This window comes from Capnocytophaga sp. oral taxon 902 (assembly GCF_013394735.1).
Classification (GTDB): Bacteria; Bacteroidota; Bacteroidia; order Flavobacteriales; family Flavobacteriaceae; genus Capnocytophaga; species Capnocytophaga ochracea.
Genome location: NZ_CP058261.1, coordinates 2,636,004 through 2,655,758, shown reverse-complemented (window position 1 = coordinate 2,655,758; position 19,755 = coordinate 2,636,004). Strand labels below are relative to the sequence as shown.

General features: G+C 39.2%; 13 protein-coding genes and 1 pseudogene. 12 read left to right on the top strand and 2 right to left on the bottom strand.

Features of this window, described 5'->3' with window-relative positions; translation table 11 throughout:
• Positions 1 to 115: 115 nt before the first annotated feature.
• Positions 116 to 2,641, top strand: a complete 2,526-nt coding sequence (gene gyrA, locus HW278_RS11395; protein ID WP_178977889.1) for a DNA gyrase subunit A — start codon at positions 116 to 118, stop codon at positions 2,639 to 2,641.
• 104 nt (positions 2,642 to 2,745) lie between these two features.
• Here gyrA and HW278_RS11390 read toward each other — a convergent pair whose 3' ends face one another.
• The gene (locus HW278_RS11390; protein WP_178977888.1) at positions 2,746 to 3,039 is read right to left on the bottom strand and encodes a hypothetical protein; all 294 of its coding nucleotides are present in this window, start codon (positions 3,037 to 3,039) and stop codon (positions 2,746 to 2,748) included.
• A gap of 226 nt (positions 3,040 to 3,265) precedes the next feature.
• Here HW278_RS11390 and HW278_RS11385 point away from each other — a divergent pair, with 226 nt between their 5' ends.
• Genes HW278_RS11385 through gltX form a run of 3 tightly spaced genes read left to right on the top strand, consistent with a single transcriptional unit; the run spans position 3,266 to position 5,847 of the window.
• On the top strand, positions 3,266 to 3,625 hold the full coding sequence (locus HW278_RS11385) for a YraN family protein (protein WP_002672262.1): 360 nt from the start codon (positions 3,266 to 3,268) through the stop codon (positions 3,623 to 3,625).
• Positions 3,626 to 3,675: 50 nt separating this feature from the next.
• Complete coding sequence (locus HW278_RS11380; RefSeq protein ID WP_009411092.1) at positions 3,676 to 4,338, top strand: hypothetical protein; 663 nt, start codon at positions 3,676 to 3,678, stop codon at positions 4,336 to 4,338.
• A gap of 6 nt (positions 4,339 to 4,344) precedes the next feature.
• Positions 4,345 to 5,847, top strand: coding sequence for a glutamate--tRNA ligase (gltX, locus tag HW278_RS11375; protein ID WP_178977887.1), 1,503 nt, complete (start codon positions 4,345 to 4,347; stop codon positions 5,845 to 5,847).
• A 162-nt stretch (positions 5,848 to 6,009) separates the two neighbouring features.
• On the opposite strand, the gene HW278_RS11370 is transcribed toward gltX, so the two are convergent.
• Positions 6,010 to 8,139, bottom strand: coding sequence for a Tex family protein (locus HW278_RS11370; protein WP_048748008.1), 2,130 nt, complete (start codon positions 8,137 to 8,139; stop codon positions 6,010 to 6,012).
• Between the two features lie 276 nt (positions 8,140 to 8,415).
• Between HW278_RS11370 and HW278_RS11365 the strand changes: the two genes are divergently transcribed.
• From HW278_RS11365 to priA, 8 genes and pseudogenes are all read left to right on the top strand, one after another.
• Positions 8,416 to 8,592, top strand: a complete 177-nt coding sequence (locus HW278_RS11365; RefSeq protein WP_178977886.1) for a hypothetical protein — start codon at positions 8,416 to 8,418, stop codon at positions 8,590 to 8,592.
• Positions 8,593 to 8,777: 185 nt separating this feature from the next.
• Positions 8,778 to 11,288, top strand: a complete 2,511-nt coding sequence (locus HW278_RS11360) for a tetratricopeptide repeat protein (RefSeq protein ID WP_178977885.1) — start codon at positions 8,778 to 8,780, stop codon at positions 11,286 to 11,288.
• An 84-nt stretch (positions 11,289 to 11,372) separates the two neighbouring features.
• Positions 11,373 to 11,969, top strand: coding sequence for a lipoprotein signal peptidase (locus HW278_RS11355; RefSeq protein WP_178977884.1), 597 nt, complete (start codon positions 11,373 to 11,375; stop codon positions 11,967 to 11,969).
• Positions 11,970 to 14,141 carry an endonuclease MutS2 gene (locus tag HW278_RS11350; RefSeq protein ID WP_178977883.1) on the top strand — a complete coding sequence of 724 codons (2,172 nt, stop codon included), beginning with the start codon at positions 11,970 to 11,972 and terminating at the stop codon, positions 14,139 to 14,141.
• Between the two features lie 566 nt (positions 14,142 to 14,707).
• Positions 14,708 to 15,469: pseudogene (locus HW278_RS11345) on the top strand (DUF6261 family protein).
• Positions 15,470 to 15,472: 3 nt separating this feature from the next.
• Positions 15,473 to 16,138 (top strand): uracil-DNA glycosylase, encoded by a 666-nt coding sequence (gene ung, locus HW278_RS11340; RefSeq protein WP_178977882.1) that lies wholly within the window; start codon positions 15,473 to 15,475, stop codon positions 16,136 to 16,138.
• A 218-nt stretch (positions 16,139 to 16,356) separates the two neighbouring features.
• Positions 16,357 to 17,268, top strand: coding sequence for a YihY/virulence factor BrkB family protein (locus HW278_RS11335; protein ID WP_009411102.1), 912 nt, complete (start codon positions 16,357 to 16,359; stop codon positions 17,266 to 17,268).
• Positions 17,268 to 19,721, top strand: coding sequence for a primosomal protein N' (priA, locus tag HW278_RS11330; RefSeq protein ID WP_178977881.1), 2,454 nt, complete (start codon positions 17,268 to 17,270; stop codon positions 19,719 to 19,721). The genes HW278_RS11335 and priA overlap by 1 nt, the downstream gene beginning before the upstream one ends.
• Positions 19,722 to 19,755 lie beyond the last annotated feature (34 nt).

The window sequence follows — 19,755 nt, the reverse complement described above, 5'->3', positions numbered from 1 at the left end:
ACTATCAAACACTTACAGTTTAATGATGAAAAAACAAACATTTTTTTATTGCCAATATAAAAAAAGGTTGTATCTTAGCACGCTAATTTATATAACAGATACCTATTAATATATTATGACAGAAGGAGAAAAACTGATTCCTGTAGACATCAGCGATGAAATGAAATCTGCCTATATCGATTATTCGATGTCGGTAATCGTTTCACGTGCATTGCCCGATGTTCGTGATGGTTTAAAACCTGTACACCGCCGTGTACTTTACGGTATGTACGATATGGGAGTGCTCAGCAATCGCCCTTATAAAAAGTCGGCTGCTATTGTGGGTGAGGTTCTCGGTAAATACCACCCTCACGGCGATAAAGCTGTTTACGATACTATGGTGCGTATGGCACAATATTGGAGTTTACGCTATATGCTTGTAGACGGACAAGGTAACTTCGGTTCAATGGGTGGTGACCCCCCTGCCGCAATGCGTTATACCGAAGCCCGTATGCGTAAATTCTCCGAAGAAATGCTCTCAGATATCGACAAGGAGACAGTTGACCACCAACTTACTTATGACGACTCTCGTGAAGAGCCTATCGTACTCCCTACACGCATCCCTAACCTATTGGTGAACGGTTCAGCAGGTATCGCAGTAGGTATGGCTACTAATATGGCTCCTCATAACCTTAATGAAGTTATCGATGGAACTATTGCTTATATCGACAATAACGATATTGAAATCGATGAACTCATTAAATACATCAAAGCTCCTGATTTTCCTACGGGAGGTATTATCTATGGCTATGAAGGCGTAAAAGAAGCCTTCAAAACAGGACGCGGACGAGTAATCATTCGTGCCAAAGCTGAGTTTCAAGAAATAAAAGGTAAAGATTGTATTGTAGTAACCGAAGTCCCTTATCAAGTCGATACATCTGTGCTTTTGAAAAAAACATCTGACCTCGTAAAAGAAGGTAGGTTAGAGGGTATCACCGATGTACGCGATGAATCAGCTCGTGGTAAAATACGTATCGTTTATATTCTCAAACGCGATGCAGTCCCTAATGTAGTGCTCAACAATCTCTTTAAGCATACCGAGCTACAAACCTCATTTAGTGTTAATAACATCGCCTTAGTAAAAGGACGCCCTCAGTTGTTAAATCTTAAAGACCTTATCTTTCACTTCGTAGAACACCGTTATGACGTAGTGTATAGACGTACCGACTATGAACTTCGCAAAGCCAAAGAGCGTATTCATATTTTAGAAGGGTATATGAAGGTGATGGCAACCGAGGACACTATGGGTAAAGCTATTGAGATTATTCGTTTCCACGATAAACCTAAAGAAGATTTAATTGCCGAATTCGACCTTACCGATGTACAAGCCGAAGCTATCTTGGCGTTAGCACTACGTCGTATCAATAAGGTTCTTATCCAACAAACAAAAGAAGAATACGAAGAAAAGCTAGCTGAAATACGCGATTTAGAAGATATCTTAGCTCGCAAAGAACGTCGTACCGAAATTATTAAGGAAGAACTACTCGAAATAAAAGAGAAGTATGGCGATGAGCGTCGTTCTACTATTGAATACGCAGGGGGCGAATTCAGTGTAGAAGATATGATTCCTGATGATAAAATGGTAATTACCATTTCACACGCAGGCTATATCAAACGCACTCAGCTTAGTGAATATAAGACCCAAAGCCGTGGCGGTGTAGGACAAAAAGCCTCTACCACACGCGACCAAGATTTCTTAGAACACCTCTTTGTAAGTTCTAATCACCAATATTTATTATTCTTTACTCAAAAAGGTAAGTGTTTCTGGATGCGTGTATACGAAATACCAGAAGGTAGTAAAACTGCCAAAGGTCGTGCTATACAAAACCTTATCAATATCGAATCCGATGATAAGATTAAGGCTTTCGTGAGTGTACAAAACCTCAAAGATGAAGACTACATCAGCAACAATTACCTCATTATGGCTACTAAAAAGGGTATTGTTAAGAAAACGCTTCTCAAAGAATACTCTCGTCCACGCCAGAATGGTATCAATGCCATCACTATTAAAGAAGGTGACGAACTTATCGAAGCAAAACTTACCTCAGGCAGTAGCCAGTTGATGTTAGCCGTGAAATCAGGTCGTGCGATTCGTTTTGCCGAAGACAAAGTGCGTGCCGTAGGGCGTAATTCGCAAGGGGTTCGTGGTATCGACTTAGATACTGAAAACGATGAGGTAGTAGGTATGATTGCTATTGAAAACCCACGCGAAGAGACTGTATTGGTAGTATCAGAAAACGGCTATGGTAAACGTTCCTATATTGATGACCCCGAAACACACGAAGCCGTATATCGTATTACTAACCGTGGTGGTAAAGGGGTTAAAACCATTTCTATTACCGAGAAAACAGGTCAGTTAGTAGCCATTAAAAGCGTATTAGAAGGTGAAGATTTGATGATTATCAATAAATCAGGTATTGCTATTCGTTTATCAATCGATACCCTTCGTATTTTAGGACGTGCTACTCAAGGCGTAAAACTCATCAATATCAAAGGCAAAGACTCTATTGCCGCCGTTACTAAGGTAATGAAAGAAGATGACGATGAGAGCACTGAAGAAGCTCCTACTAATGATAATGAACCTTTAGATACTCAGGAATAAAATTTGTGTTCATAATTAATTAAATAAAAAAAGCCCGTAATACTGTGTATTACGGGCTTTTTTTCTACCCTAAACCACCCACCTTACCTCCGCTATTCCTTTAACTACCGTTCGTCTTTTATTCGTCTTTTCTTTATCTGCCCATGCGACTCGCACCGTCTTTTGTTCGTTCTTTGTTCGTTCTTTGTTCGTTCTTTGTTCGTTCTTTGTTCGTTCTTTGTTCGTTCTTTGTTCGTCTTTTGTTCGTTCTTTGTTCGTTCTTTGTTCGTTCTTTGTTCGTTCTTTGTTCGTTCTTTGTTCGTTCTTTGTTCGTTCTTTGTTCGTTCTTTGTTCGTCTTTTGTTTATCTGCCCGTGCGGCTCGCACCGTCTTTTGTTTATCTGCCCGTGTGGCTCGCACCGTCTTTTGTTTATTTGCCTGTCGTGCTACGACTGCCTGTGCGGCTCACACTATCTACCTGTCGTGCTACGACCTCGCATTGTTTTACCTTTTATATAATTAGTATTGTGATATCAAATAGCTTACTCCCTCTCAACTTGTAGAAATGAAAAAAAACTAATATTTTTTTGTTACATTTATTAATATTTTGTACTTTTGGCGTTAAATTATAAAACCAACGCTTATTATGGCAATGCACAACGATTTAGGAAATGAAGGAGAACAAGATGCCGTAAACTTCCTAATTGAAAAAGGTCATACTATTTTAGAACGCAATTTTAGGTTTGGGCACGCCGAGATTGATATCATTTCGCAAAAAGGAAATATTTTGCATATCACAGAAGTAAAAACACGTAGCTCAAGTGCTTATGGTGAACCCGAGAGCTTTGTAAATCAGCAAAAGATAGAACTATTAGTGAAAGCTACCGATTTTTATATAAAGAAAAAAGACTTAGATGTAGAAATACAATTCGATATTATATCCATCGTAAAAAACAATGCAGAATTTAGCTTAAACTACATAGAAGACGCTTTTTATCCTTTTTAATGATTTATGCCCCCAATTACTTTTTAATAAATTTATAATATCCAATACAAATGAAAACAATAGCATCAGCCGTCGAGCACTATATCAAATCAAAACCTTTCTTACAAACCGCTCTTTCAGAAGGGATTATTAACCTTACTTCTTTGGCTCGTATCATACGTAAGGATATACAAGCTGAAACTACTCAGCGTGAAGTGCGCAATGGGGCTATTGTTATGGCTCTCAAACGCCTTTCAGTAGATATGGAGTTTCGCTCTACTCATCGTATTGTAAAAGTATTGAAGAATATAGGCGATATTATTGTTCGTTCAAATTTAACCGACTATACTTTCTTAACCTCTGAAACCTTTATGAATGCTCAGGCTCAGCTACTCAATAAAATCAAAAATAATAGAGATATCTTCTACGCTACTACTCGTGGGGTAAATGAAGCAAATATTATTGTCAGTAACTCAATGGAGTCTATTGTTGAGAATATCTTTAAGAAGGAACGCATTTTGCACAAATTCACCGATTTAGGAGCTATCAGTGTAAAACTTCCCGAAGAAAACGTCTCAGTATCGGGCATTTATTATTTTATATTTCAACGTTTGGCTTGGGAGGGAGTGAATATGAACGAGGTGATTTCTACCGCCAATGAATTTACTATCGTAATCCCCGAAAATCACATCGATATAGCTTTCAAAGTAATTAAAGATTTAAAATTATTATAAAAATAAATGGTTAGAGTTAGATTTGCTCCCAGTCCTACGGGAGCATTGCATATCGGAGGCGTGCGTACCGCCCTATTTAATTATTTGTTCGCCAAAAAGCACGGCGGTGATTTTTTACTTCGTATAGAAGATACCGACCAAAATCGCTATGTTGAAGGCGCAGAACAGTACATCATAAATTCCCTCAATTGGTTAGGTCTTACTTATGACGAGGGAGTAGGCAAAGAAGGCAAACACGCCCCTTATCGCCAAAGTGAACGCAAACCGTTATACAAACAATACGCCGATACCCTTATCAATAACGGTTGGGCATACTACGCTTTTGATACTGCTGAGGCATTAGATACAGCTCGCAAAGAAGCAGAAGCCAAAGGAGAGACCTTTATATACAATTGGGCTACACGTGATGCATTGCAAAACTCACTTTCACTTAGCAAAGAAGAAGTACAACAACGCTTAGAGCGTGGCGATGAGTATGTGATTCGCTTTAAAATGCCACATAACGAACAGCTAAAAATGAACGATATGATTCGTGGTGAAGTAACTATCGATACGAGTACCTTAGACGATAAAGTGCTCTTTAAAAGCGACGGAATGCCTACTTACCACTTGGCAAATATCGTAGACGATCACTTAATGGAAATCACTCACGTGATACGCGGTGAAGAGTGGTTGCCTTCTATGGCATTGCACCTTTTGCTCTATCGCGCTTTTGGTTGGCAAGCCCCTGCTTTTGCACACTTACCTCTTATCCTCAAACCGGTGGGTAATGGTAAACTCAGCAAGCGTGACGGTATTAAATTAGGCTTCCCTGTTTTCCCAATGGATTGGACAGAGAATGGCGAAACCCTCAAAGGTTTTAGTGGAGAAGGGTATTTTCCCGAAGCACTTATCAATTTTTTAGCACTCTTGGGTTGGAATCCTGGTACCGATGAAGAAATCTTCACTATCGAGCAACTCGTGCGACTCTTCGATTTGGAAAAAGTACATAAGGCAGGGGCTCGCTTTGACCCTGAAAAGATAAAGTGGTTCAACCACCAATACCTACAAATGAAGCCTAATGCAGAATTAGCTATCCTTTTCCAAAAAGACCTTACCCAAAGAGGCGTTACAGTTCCGATGGCTACGATAGAGAAAGTAGTTGGTCTCATCAAAGAGCGCGCTACTTTTGTGAGTGATTTTTGGGAACTTAGCAAATTCTTTTTTGAAGCTCCTGCTGAGTACGACGAAAAGGCACTCAAAAAACAATGGAAAGAGCAAACTCCTGAAATCGTAAAAGAAGTAAGTGAGGTACTTAAAAACACATCTAACTTCACCTCAGTAACTTTAGAAGAAGCAGTAAAACAATATATGGAAACTAAAAGCTTAGGCTTCGGACAAGTGATGCCTCCGTTGCGTTTAGCCTTAGTAGGTGAACTCAAAGGACCTCACGTATTCGATATTATAGAAGTGATTGGCAAAGAGGATACACTACGCCGTTTAGACGCACTTCTTTCAGCTGAAAAGTAACATATATAGAGCAGAATAGCAACTCTCACTAAATATAAAATAAGCCTGTATGAAAAGTTTTCATACAGGCTTATTTTATTCTGATAATACGAACCGTGTTTGATGAGGTACTTTATAGCGTTTGTATCTACTGCAAATTGTGAGTGTTTCCATCGTTAATTATTACCACACCATACTTAGTGAAATGCGTTTGCGCACTTCGTCTTTCTCTATAACTTTTACTTGCACTTGTTGGTGGAGTTTTACTACTTCATTTACATCAGAGACATAACCATCTTTCAGTTGAGAGATGTGTACCAATCCACTTTCTTTAACACCTATATCCACAAAGCAACCAAAGGCAGTAATATTATTTACTATACCAGGTAATATCATTCCTACACGCACATCATCAAAGGTTTTTACATTAGGGTCGAAGGCAAAGGCTTTAGCAGTAGTACGAGGGTCGAGCCCTGGTTTTTCTAATTCCTTTAATACATCCTTCAAATAAAGTTCACCCACCTTATCTGTATCTGTTTTGTACTTTTGAATATCAATAGAGGTAATAGCTTGCTTGTTACCTATAAGTTGTGCAACTGAGATACCCGTGTCCTTTGCCATTTGTTTGATAATAGGATAGGCTTCAGGGTGTACTGCTGAATTGTCGAGCGGGTTCTCACTATTATGTACACGTAAGAAAGCTACTGCCTGTTGGTATACTTTATCACCCAAACGAGGTACCTTTTTTAAGTCTTCTCGCTTACTAAAAGCACCATTAGCCGAGCGGTAAGCTACTATGTTTTCAGCCATCTTCTCCCCTATTCCTGATACATAACTGAGTAGTGATTTGCTTGCTGTGTTGAGGTTTACCCCTACTTTGTTCACGCAACGCACTACGGTTGCATCGAGCTCCTCTTTCAATAACGACTGGTTTACATCGTGTTGGTATTGACCTACTCCTATGCTCTTAGGGTCTATCTTCACTAATTCAGCTAATGGGTCAGCAAGACGCCTGCCTATGGATACTGCCCCACGTACAGTTACATCGTAATCGGGGAACTCATCGCGAGCTATTTTAGAAGCTGAATAGACCGATGCTCCTGCTTCACTCACCACAAATACTTCTACCTTTTTAGGGAAAGCAATACTTCTTACAAACGACTCTGTTTCACGAGAAGCAGTCCCATTGCCTATACTAATGGCTTGGATATTGTATTGAGAGACCATTGTGCTGAGCTTTTTGGTAGCCATAGTCATATCATTTTGGGGAGCGTGAGGGTAGATAACATCGTGATGCAAAAGGTCGCCTTTTTCATCTAAGCAAACTACCTTACAACCTGTACGATATCCTGGATCAATAGCCAAAATGCGCTTTTCACCCAAAGGAGACGCTAATAACAACTGTGAGAGGTTCTCGGCAAACACACTGATAGCTTTTGCATCGGCTTTATCTTTTGCCTCTTGTAGTGTTTCGTTGGAAATAGAAGGCTCTAATAAGCGTTTGTAGCTGTCTTTTACCGTTTTCTTCAAGAAATCGGCTACTTCTCCCCTACTCTTTATGATGTTTTCTTCCATAAAAGGTAAGGTTTCTTCATTATCTACTTGTACTTTTAGTTTTACAAATCCTTCTTTTTCAGCACGCAACATTGCTAATACACGGTGAGAAGGCGCTTTGTTAAGGACTTCTTCCCAATCGAAATACTGAGCGTATTTCTGAGCTTCTTCCTCTTCGTTTTTACCTTTGGCTACTTCGCTACTGATGATTGCTTTGCGCTGGAATATTCGGCGAAGAGTGCGACGTATAAACGTATTCTCGTTAATCCATTCAGCTATAATATCCGAAGCTCCTTGTAAAGCTTCTTCTTCACTAGGTACTTTATCGGAAAGATAACGCCCTGCTAATAGTTCCAAGTCGGTTACACGCTGACTCATTATCTGTTTTGCAAGAGATTCTAAGCCGTTTTCTTTGGCTACATCGGCTTTTGTTTTACGTCGTTTTTTGTAAGGCAAGTATAGGTCTTCTAATTCATTGAGCTCAAAAGAGTTCTCAATACGTTTACGCAAATCGTCTGTAAGCTTTCCTTGTTCTTCAATAGAAGAGAGAATTGTTTCTTTGCGCTTACAGATATTGTCGTAATCAGCTTGGGATTTGGCTATATGCTCAATGGCTACTTCATCTAAATTCTGAGTGCTATCTTTTCGATAGCGTGCAATGAAGGGGATAGTACAGCCTTCGGTTAATAGTGAAAGTGTGTGTTCAATAGCTTTTTCAGGTAGTTGTGTTTGGGCTTTTATATATTGAATGTTTGTCATACTAATGTGTTATCGATTTAATAGTGTTTTTAAATTGAAGGTGCAAAGATATTGAAGAATTAGCAGATTAGCAAATGTCTTTTAATACCACAATGCCAATAATGCCAATAATACTAAATCAATGACAGTGCGAGGTCGTAGCACGACAGGCAAATAAACAATAAACGAACAAAATATCCTCTCCCCAGTCACATACTCTCCTATTCGGAGACTTCTCCCAAGGAGAGGGAGTGTAGTAACGGAAAAGTGAGATAAACAATAAACGAACAAAAGACGGTGCGAGCCACACGGGCAGATAAACAATTAACGAACAAAAGACGAACAAAAGACGAACAAAAGACGAACAAAAGACGAACAAAAGACGAACAAAAGACGAACAAAAGACGAACAATAAACGAACAAAAGACGAACAAAAGACGAACAAAAGACGGTGCGAGCCGCACGGGCAGATAAACAAAAGACGAAGAAAGGACGAACAAAAGACGAACAATGAACGAAGGATAACAAGAGTAAAAATATATCTAAACTGTATACAAAGCGGTACTTTGGTAGAGAAAACTTATTTTTTTGAAATAATATTTCGCTCTTTTAAAAAAAAGTAGTACTTTCGCACTCTGTAACAGCACTTATGAAAAAGTATGAAAAGAGTTTTACTATACAGTAGTTTTTTAGTTGTCTTTTTGCTATATTTAGCTTGTACACCTAATGCTAATACCTATTATAACCGTCAGATGCAACCTATTGTTACCAAGTATAATGTACTGTTCAATGGGGAGGAAGCATATGCCAAAGGTCTTAATGAACTACGCGAAAAATATCAAGATAATTTTAGTGAAATTCTACCCGTAGAGCCTATTGGTATGACAGGAAAAGTGCAATTAGATGGTACAGGTAATGCTGATTTTCAACGTGCTGAAGAAAAAGCTATTAAAACCATTCAGAAACACTCTATGGTTTTTAAAGGAGTACAACGCAACTATAAAATTGACGACGCTTATATGTTACTAGGTCAAGCCCGTTATTACGATGAGCGTTTCTTTCCTGCCTTAGAGGCTTTCAATCACCTGCTTACGAACTACGGAACGAGCGAGCGTATTCCTGAGGCAGCGGTTTGGGCACAAAAAGCTAATCTCCGTTTAGGTAAAGATAAAATTGCCATAGAAAAACTCACTGAATTTTTAAAAGAGAATCCTAAATTACGCAAAAATGATAGAGCTGAAGCCTATGCTACCTTAGGACAGGCTTATATCAACCAAGAACAATATCCTGAGGCTGCCGATGCACTTTACAATGCTGGTAAATACACTCGTAATAAGGCTTTACGCGGTAGATATTACTTTATTGCAGCTCAGCTTTATGAAAAACAGCATCAAAAAGACTCTGCCGAAGTAGCTTTTGAAAAGGTTGTGAAGCAAAACTGGAAGATTCCGCGTAAGCTATGGGTAGAAGCCCAAGCAGGAAAGGCTCGCAACAAAACATTCACCCCTAAAGAAAAGGCTGATTTTTTAGCTTACCTTACCAAGCTTGAACGCCGTTATGAGCACAAAAACTATCTCGATGTGCTTTACTACACTCACGGCGAACTTTTAAAAGACGATGATAAGCGTTTGGCTACCGATTTTTATCGCAGTTCTCTTCTCAATAATAAGAATAATAATCCGTTAAAAGCAAAAGCTCATACACGTCTCTCTGAATTATTTTTTGACCAAAAAGACTACACGGGAGCTTACCAGCATTTGGATAGTACTCTTACTTATATCCCTGAACATACCTTTGAACATCTTTTTATTCGCAGAAAAAGAGATAACTTGTCCAAGATTGCTGAGTTAGAATACGTCGTTAAGAAAAATGATAGCGTTTTAAAAGTTATGCGCTTGCCAGAGACAGAACGTCGTGCGTATTACCAAAGACATATCGATTCTGTACAGAAAGCAATTGCTCTTCGCACACAAAAGCAACACAATAAAAAGGTTGCCAACACAGGTATGGGGGTAACGATGCCCGATGCTACTACTGAAAAGGGTGGCAAGTTCTATTTCTACAATCCGATGAGTGTAGCTTATGGGAAACAACAGTTTCAACAATATTGGGGAGACCGCAAATTGGAGGATAACTGGCGTTGGTCGAGTGTGGGGAATGCTACTGTGGCGAACCTCACTGTCTCAGCTACTACACAACAAATAGCTGAAAAAGAAGTAGAAACTCCCGATACTTATCTTTCTCAACTTCCTAAGACCGAAGCCGAAATCGCTCAACTTAACATCGATAGAAATAAAGCCTTGTACCAGTTGGGCGTGCTCTATCGCTCTAAATTCAGTGAAAATGAATTGGCTATACAACGTTTAGAACGTGTTCTTGCCAACAATCCTTCTCCCGAATTAGAAGTAGTTACACTTTATGAGCTCCAAAAGAATTACACTGATACTCATAACCCCAAAGCTGAAACCATCAAAGGGCGACTACTTGCTAATTATCCTAATACCGATTATGCAAAACTATTGCAAGGAAGCGAAACCTCACAACAAGAACGCAATAAACAGGCACAAGTTTTTGTCGATACCCTTATGGCTCGATACAATCGCGGTGAAATTATCGAGACGGCTCACCAGTTACAAACAGAAGGGGCGCAGTATCGTGAAACTTCAGTAGCACCTGCTATCGCACTGTTGCAAGCCAAAACAACGGCACGTTTAGAGGGGCTTGCTCCTTACCAAGCGCAGTTACAACAGATAGCGACTAACTATCCTGCCACTGCTGAAAGTGAAGAGGCTAAAAATCTATTAGATGAGCTTAAAGATGTAGAAACCGAAGATTTTGTTACTGACGATAAGGCTACGAAATGGAAAGTAGTCATTACAGGGACGGTTTCCGAGACACGTACAACTATAAAAGAACAACTTACCCAGAAATTGAAGGCAATTTCTGAAGTTCTCACCCTTTCAGAAGACCTCTATAATGCCGATGAAACTTGGTTGGTAGTTCATAATATCCGCGATGCTTATTCAGCTCAGAGCATTGTTACTGATTTGAAAGAGTTCTTGGAGAAAAACAAACTATCTGCTTTTGTTATAGCCACTGAAAACTACCGATTGGTACAAATTCGCAAAGACAAAGAAAAATTCTTGGAGAAAGAAAAAAATGAAAACTAAGTCAGCTTATAGTATTTGTTGCTTTATGGCTTGTCATTCACCTTTATTTTAGTATCTTTGCGCCTCATTTAGCAAAAAAACAATATGAAATTAAAACACGCATTCCTTATTATTCTGTTGGTACTTATCATCGACCAATGGAGCAAAATATACATCAAAACACACTTTATCCTCAACGAAGCCGTAACCGTTTTCAGTTGGTTTCAAATATACTTTGTAGAAAACGAAGGTGCAGCTTGGGGTACTAAAATTCCCGGCGAATACGGCAAACTCATTCTTACTCTCTTTCGCATTGTAGCGGTAATAGGTATCGGTTATTGGCTGGTATCGGCAGTAAGAAAGCAACAACCTAAGATACTTATTATTTGCATTTCTTTGATATTGGCAGGAGCACTGGGCAATATCATCGATTCGGTGTTTTACGGCATAATTTTCGACCATAGTTATGGTAACATTGCTACCCTATTTGCCGAAAATCCTTACGGAACCCTCTTGCACGGCAAAGTGGTGGATATGTTCTACTTCCCTATTATCGATACTACACTTCCCAGCTGGGTACCCATTTGGGGAGACGAACGCTTTCGTTTCTTCGAGCCCGTGTTCAATGTGGCTGACTCTGCAATATGTATAGCAGTGGGGCTGATGATTTTATATCACAAAAAGATATTTCCTAAAAACTAAATGAATACAAAAACACTTGAAGACTTAGAGTTCCCCATTGTACTCTCTCATTTGTCTGACCTTTGCCTTACTGAACTCGGCAAGAAATACGCCTTACGTATCAAGCCTTTCGACAATCAGGAGAGCCTGTTATTGGCACTGAATCAAACCAATGAATACCTATCGTCTTTTGATAATAACAACACAATCCCTTCACACTATTGCGAATCTATCACTTCCGAAATTAAACTTCTATCTATTGAAAACGCCTTGTTAGAAGTGTCGAGTATTAGGAAGATTCATCGTATCAGCGAGGTTGTAAACACTCAAATTCTCTTCTTTAAGAAGTTCAAAACGCTATACCCTACCCTTTTCGAAACGGCTGATAGTATCGAGTATACTACCGAACTGCTGAACGCTATCGATAAAGTGCTGGACAAGTACGGCGAGATAAAAAACGAAGCCTCTCCTACGCTTGGCAATATACGTCGCGAGCTGAGTGCCTTGAAAGGAAAACTCAACGAGAGTTTCAACCGTGCTCTCGCCGAGTATAACACTGCCGACTATCTCGATGATATCCGCGAGACCGTAATAGAAAACCGTCGCGTATTGGCAGTGAAAGCAATGTACCGCCGAAAAGTACAAGGCACCGTATGGGGGAGCTCAAAAACGGGTAGCATAGTGTATATAGAACCGCAACAAACCGAAATCTACTCTCGCGAACTCTCCAATCTGCTTTATGACGAAAAAGAGGAAATCCAGCGTATATTAAGAGAACTTACCGCCTTCATCAGTCAGTTTGCTGACCTGCTGAAAGACTATCAGCAATACATTACAGCCGTTGATATTATTTGCGCCAAAGCTAAGTACGCTCACCAAATGAACGCACTTTTGCCAGAAATCACTCAGGAGCGCGAACTATTCCTCCGTGAAGCATATCACCCTTTGCTGTACCTTAGCAATGCCAAAAAAGGTGTTACTACCTTTCCTCAAACCATAGAACTGAATGATGAAAATCGTATTATCGTCATCTCGGGACCTAATGCGGGCGGAAAGAGTATTACGCTTAAAACCATTGGCTTATTGCAATTAATGTTACAAAGTGGAATGCTCGTTCCGGTGCATCATCGTTCTAAAATGTGTTTGTTTGAACGCATTCTTACCGATATCGGCGATAACCAATCTATTGAAAACCACCTTAGCACATACAGCTACCGACTCAAAAATATGAATTACTTTCTCAAAAAGTGCAACCACCGCACCTTGTTTTTGATAGATGAGTTCGGGACAGGTAGCGACCCTGAATTAGGAGGTGCTTTGGCTGAAATATTCTTAGAAGAGTTCTATCACCGAAAGGCTTTCGGAGTGATTACCACCCATTACACCAATTTAAAAATGCTGGCAGATGAATTACCTCACGCCAGCAATGCCAATATGCTTTTCAACGATAAAACCTTAGAGCCCATCTATAAGCTGATAATAGGCGAAGCGGGAAGCTCTTTCACTTTTGAAGTGGCGCAGAAAAACGGTATTCCGTTTAGCCTCATCAATCGGGCTAAGAAAAAAATAGAGAAAGGAAAAGTACGTTTTGATGCCACTATCGCCAAATTGCAGAAAGAACGCTCCAAAATGGAAAAAACTGCCGAAACCCTGAAAGATGAGGAAACCAAAGCCCGCGAAGAAGCCAAACGCTTGGAGGAACTCAATGATAAAGTAAAAAGCAAGCTCGTAAATTATCAAGAGCTCTATGACCAAAGCCAACGTATGATTACCTTAGGTAGTAAGGTAGACCAGATAGCCGAACGTTATTTCTACGATGGTAAGCGTCGCCCTTTGGTATCCGAATTTCTCAAACTCATTGAAATGGAAAATGCCAAGCGCAAACAAATGAGCAAAGAGGAACGCACCAAGCAAAAAGAGGAGAAAAAAACTACTACCGAAGAAGTTCATAAGCAAATGGAGACTATCCGCCAGCAACGCAAAGAAGAGAAGAAAGAGCGTATTGCCCAAGAACGCGCCGAAAAGGAAAAGCTACAACGCGCCCTTTCAGTAGGCGACCGTGTACGCATTAAAGACAGCCGGAGCGTGGGAAGTATCGATAAAATTGAAAAAGGCAAAGCCATAGTAAATTACGGGGCGTTTACTACCTCTGTTTCTTTGGACGAATTGGAGCTCGTACAGAAAATCCGATAAAGTTCAACTTACCGAAAAGGCACCTTATTAATATTTCAAAAAAGTGATTGTCCAAAAAACAATCACTTTTTAAGTTCTTTATCTTTTTAAAGTGGATAGAAAGTCACTTTTTGACTTGCCGAACTTTATAAAATTAATAGCGAGCCACTTTTTGAGTAGTTTAACTTTGTAAAGTTACAAAAAAGTGTGTTTTTGCGGATTGTCCCCCTTCGGAGGGGGAACGGGGGAGGTCTTTTCTGCGTAAATTATTACAATTATAATGCAAACACCCCCCTTGCCCCCCTCAAGGGGGGAATGTTGCGACTATTATTGCACTTGAATAGTAGTTTTTGCAGTATTAACTTTGCCAAAGTTTGAAACTTTGGCAAAGTTGAATCAAATATAATACAAACACCATATAATAATATTGATTTTTCATATATCAATAAAAAACTTTGAAAATAATTTTGGATATAAGAAAAGGAATTCGTAATTTTGTCGCATAAAAACGAGGATTATCATTATTAGGATAATCTCTAATTTATAATATTATATTATTTAACAACCTCAAAAAATATTTTCTACTTATGAAAAAGGAGAAGTTAATCAATTTAGACCTTGCTCGCTTGCATAATGCCGAGTTTAAACAATTTTTAGTGTGATTTTTTGAAGATTTCGGCAAGACTGATTTAAAATTGGAAACAGATGCCGATTTTAAAGTACTCTTCGAAAAGTTAAAAGGCAAAATTCCTTCTTATGAAAAGGGATTGGAAAGAATCCGTTCTAGTGAAGAGACCAAAAAACTCGCCGAACTTGACCACGCAAGAGATACCGATATGCGTGCCTTGCGTTTGAGTATTCGCCCTTATAAATATGCGAAGACGGACGATAAGAAAAAGGCTTTTGAAACGCTAAAAAGGCTTATAGACCCTTATAAAGATGTTTCAAAAGAAACGTATGAGGAAGAAACCAGCAACCTTACAACCCTCATTACTCAGCTCAAAGCTGAACCTTATGTAAGTGCAGTGAAAACCTTGCAAATTAAGGAGTTTGTAAGTGAGTTGGAAAAATCTAATAAGGCGTTTGATGAACTTTTTTCGCACAGGTCGTTCCAAACCTTGCAAAAAGAAGCCTATCATATACGTCCGCTACGCAAAGAGCTCTCAGATGATTACCGCAATATGGTAAATTACATTGTAACCCTATCGGGGGTAAAACAAGATGAGTTCTACAAAAAGACGTTGGAGGTCATCAATAACAGCAGGAAGTATTACGCCGATGTGATAGCACGTAGAAAGCCGAATGCCCCTTCTGCTAAAAACAAAGAAAATACAAATGTTATCCCATAAACTATGGAAGTGAACATACACCCCAGCTGGAAGTCGGTATTACAAGAAGAATTTAATAAGCCGTATTTCAGTCAGCTCACCGATTTTGTAAAGAAAGAATATGCCGAAAATATCTGTTATCCCAAAGGAAAGCAAATATTTTCGGCTTTCGACCATTGTCCGCTGGACAAGGTGAAAGTAGTTATCATCGGGCAAGACCCCTATCACGGCGAAGGGCAGGCAAACGGTTTGTGTTTTTCAGTACACGATGGCATTGCCCACCCACCTTCACTTATCAATATTTTTAGGGAAATAGGGCAAGATTTAGGTACCTCCTACCCTATCAGTGGCAATTTGGAGTGCTGGGCATCGCAAGGAGTTTTGCTGCTGAACGCCACTCTCACCGTAAGAGCCAACGAAGCTGGTAGCCACCAAAATAAAGGGTGGGAAACTTTTACTGACGCTGTTATTAAAGCAGTTTCAGCACATTGTAACAATATAGTATTTATGTTGTGGGGTGGTTATGCCAAAAAGAAAATAAGCCTTATCGACCCGGCAAAACATTGTATTCTTACCTCAGGGCACCCCTCTCCTTTGAGTGCAAACAAAGGCTATTGGTTTGGCAACAAGCATTTCAGCAAAGCTAATGCCTATCTTACATCCGTAGGGAAGGAAGCCATAAACTGGTAATTAAGATAGGAAAAGTTATGAGCGTTTATTATCTATCATTCAGTATTGAGCAATATTTAGGTTTTCTCCTTTTTGTAGTCATTTTCCTAATTGGTTTTTGGCTATTCTGCCTTTTATGTATGGTTATTCCTTATTGGTTTATTGGGGCGATAAAAGAGCGACTAAAAGAAAGAAAATCAACTAAAAGCAATATACTTTCCAAAAAAAACTAACTACTGATGACATTAAAAGAGAGAATACATAACCTTCCCATTATCAAGCAATTCGTAAGCTTTTTGAAAAGTATTCCTTTAGCTAAGAACGCTTTTTCATTATATGATTTGCTCGAACTGTATACCGCAGGGATTATTAGAGGCGCACTTACCTATCGGGCGAGCGCTATCTCGTATAGTTTTTTCTTGGCAATCTTTCCTTTTTTGCTGTTCATTTTAAACTTAATCCCTTATATTCCTATCGAAAATTTCCAGGGAGACTTTTGGGCTTTTATTGAAGATATGCTTCCCCCAGGTACGCACGATTTCTTTTCGGATATTTTTTTCGATATCGCCGATAAAAAACGTGGTGGCTTGTTGTCTTCGGTATTTTTTCTCTCTATTTTCTTAATGACCAATGGTATTATGGCAATTTTTGGAGGTTTTGAGTACTCGTACCATCGGCAAATCACACGCACCTATATCAAGCAATATCTCTACGCCCTAATGGTAGCAATTATTTTGGCACTTCTTGTTCTATTTGCTGTGGTTGTATTCATTTATTACGAAGTGTATTTAGTGCCTTACCTCGATAAAATCAATTTTATTACCGATTACGAAACGCTACTTAAAATATCGAAAATAGTTTTCGTCGCACTGATTACCTACTTCGGTACAGGACTGCTGTTTTACTTCGGTACAGTTGAAGGCAGGGAAAGTAAGTTCTTTTCAGCAGGTTCGCTCTTTACAGTGTTATTGTTCGGCGTGACAACCTATTTGTTCGGTATTTATATCGAGAATTTTTCTCGCTACAACCAGCTGTATGGGTCTATCGGGGCATTGCTTATCTTCCTGCTTTATATATGGTTAAATGCCAACATATTGTTATTGGGGTTTGAACTGAATGCTTCGCTTCTGAAACTTAAAAAACACGACTGATGTATTTCGTAGATGTAATCTTGCCGCTTCCGCTTTCTAAACTTTTTACCTATCGTATTAATGAAAACGAAGCACATTTCTTACAAATGGGGATGCGCGTGGCTGTTCCATTCGGTAAATCGAAAGTATACACGGCTATAGTACATCATATACATACGGTCGAGCCTTCTTATGACACCAAAGACATTGAATATATCTTAGATGAAACGCCTATCGTTACTCTCCAGCAAATAGAACATTGGCAATGGATAGCCGATTTCTATATGTGCACTTTAGGGGAAGTACTAAAATCAGCCTTGCCATCGGCTTTTTTATTAGAAAGTGAAACAATAATCGAAATTGCAGAAAAAGAACTAAGTTCAACACTCTTTACCGATGACGAGTGGCAGGTATACGAAGCCTTACATTACAAAACAGCCCTCAAAGGTAGTGAGGTGAGCAAGATAATCCCCAAAAATAAGGCTCTGAAAGTGATGAAGAGCTTGGTAGAGAAAGGAGCTGCTCGCATTTCCGAAAGAATATTTGAGAAATATGTACCAAAACTCATCAAATACATTCGTTTATCTTCTGAATATCAAACCGAAGAAGGCTTGCAAAAAGCCTTAGAACTTTTGAAGCGGTCGGAAAAACAAAAGAAGTTGATAATGGCTTATTTTAATTATATCAACAGAGAAATATTGCCTTTAAAAGCAGAAAAATTATTAGAAGAAGCCAGTGTATCGACAACAGTACTAAAATCAGTAATAGAAAAAGGTATTTTTGAAGAATATTACTTACAGAAAGACCGCGTTAGCTTCGCTGATAGTGATGTTTTGAAAAAAAAGGTACTCAATGAGGTACAAGAAGAAGCTCTTCATCAAATTCAGAAACAGTTTCAGACTAAAAACACAGTTCTTTTACAAGGGGTTACCGCCTCTGGGAAGACTGAAATTTACATTGAACTTATCGACCAATATTTAAAGGCAGGAAAACAAGTACTCTATCTTCTTCCTGAAATCGGCTTGACGGTTCATCTTATCAACCGATTGAAGAATCATTTTGGCAAGAGCCTCTCAGTATATCATTCTAAATACAGTACGAACGAACGGGTGGAAGTTTGGAATAATGTACTAAATAATAATCCCAAAGCGCAATTGGTTGTAGGTGTCCGCTCATCAGTTTACTTGCCTTTCAGGCAATTAGGGCTTGTAATCATTGATGAGGAGCACGATAATTCTTACCGACAGTTTGAACCAGCTCCTCGAATGCAAGCACGGGATACTGCTATTATGTTAGCAAACATTTTCAAAGCTAAAACTTTGCTAGGTTCGGCAACGCCTTCGTTGGAGAGTATGCACAACGTGAAGACTGAAAAGTACGGATTTGTATACTTATCAAAACGCTACGCAGATTTCCTTCCTCCTATTATCGAGCTTATCGATATTAAGGATAAGCACCATCGCAAACGTATGAACGGGCATTTTTCCGACGTTCTGATAAAGGAAATTACGAATACTTTATCGCAAGGGAGACAGGTACTTCTCTTTCAAAACAGGAGAGGTTATGCTCCTATCGTGCAGTGTATGCAATGTGGCACGGTGCCTCAATGTCCGCATTGCGATGTAAGTCTCACTTTCCATCAAAGCAGTAATCAGTTGCGATGCCATTATTGCGGTTATGCGATTCCTATGCCCAAAGCCTGTATAGCTTGCGGAAGTGTTGATTTAAGAACAAAAGGCTTCGGAACAGAGCAAATTAGTAAAGAATTAGAAGTGCTTTTCCCAAAAATAGCCATAGACAGAATGGATCAGGATACTACCAATGGTAAATACGGATATGAAAAAATATTATCCAAGTTCGAGCAGCAAGAAACGCAAATATTAGTAGGTACGCAAATGATCACGAAGGGATTAGATTTTGAAAACATAGGTCTAGTAGGCGTAATGAATGCCGATGCTCTTATTCATTCTCCTGACTACCGAGCTTACGAAAGGAGTTTTCAGCTATTATTGCAGGTATCAGGGCGTGCGGGAAGAAGTGCCCAACAAGGAAAAGTATTGATACAAACCTATAACCCACAGCACCCCGTAATTCAGCAAGTATTACAAAATGATTTCAGAGGAATGTATCAAAGTCAGATAGAGGAACGCCAATCCTTTTTATATCCTCCTTTTGTACAAATGATAAAAATAACTCTCAAACACAGTAATTTTAACCGAGTAAATGAAAGTGCTGAGTGGTTTGCTAATACACTTCGTGAAGTTTTTGCTTCTCAAAGAGGAATAGACGTCCTAGGTCCTGAATTCCCTCCTATTTCTCGTATTAGAAATGAATATCTGAAAGATATTTTGGTGAAAGTACACTCCTCCGAAGTCTCTTTACGTCACACTAAAGAGCATATCAGGCGCATTGAAACTAGTTTTCAAGCTATCAGCAACTTTCGTGCTATTCGGGTAAGTTATTTAGTGGAATAATTACTATTTATTTGAGATATGAATGTTCTTTCTA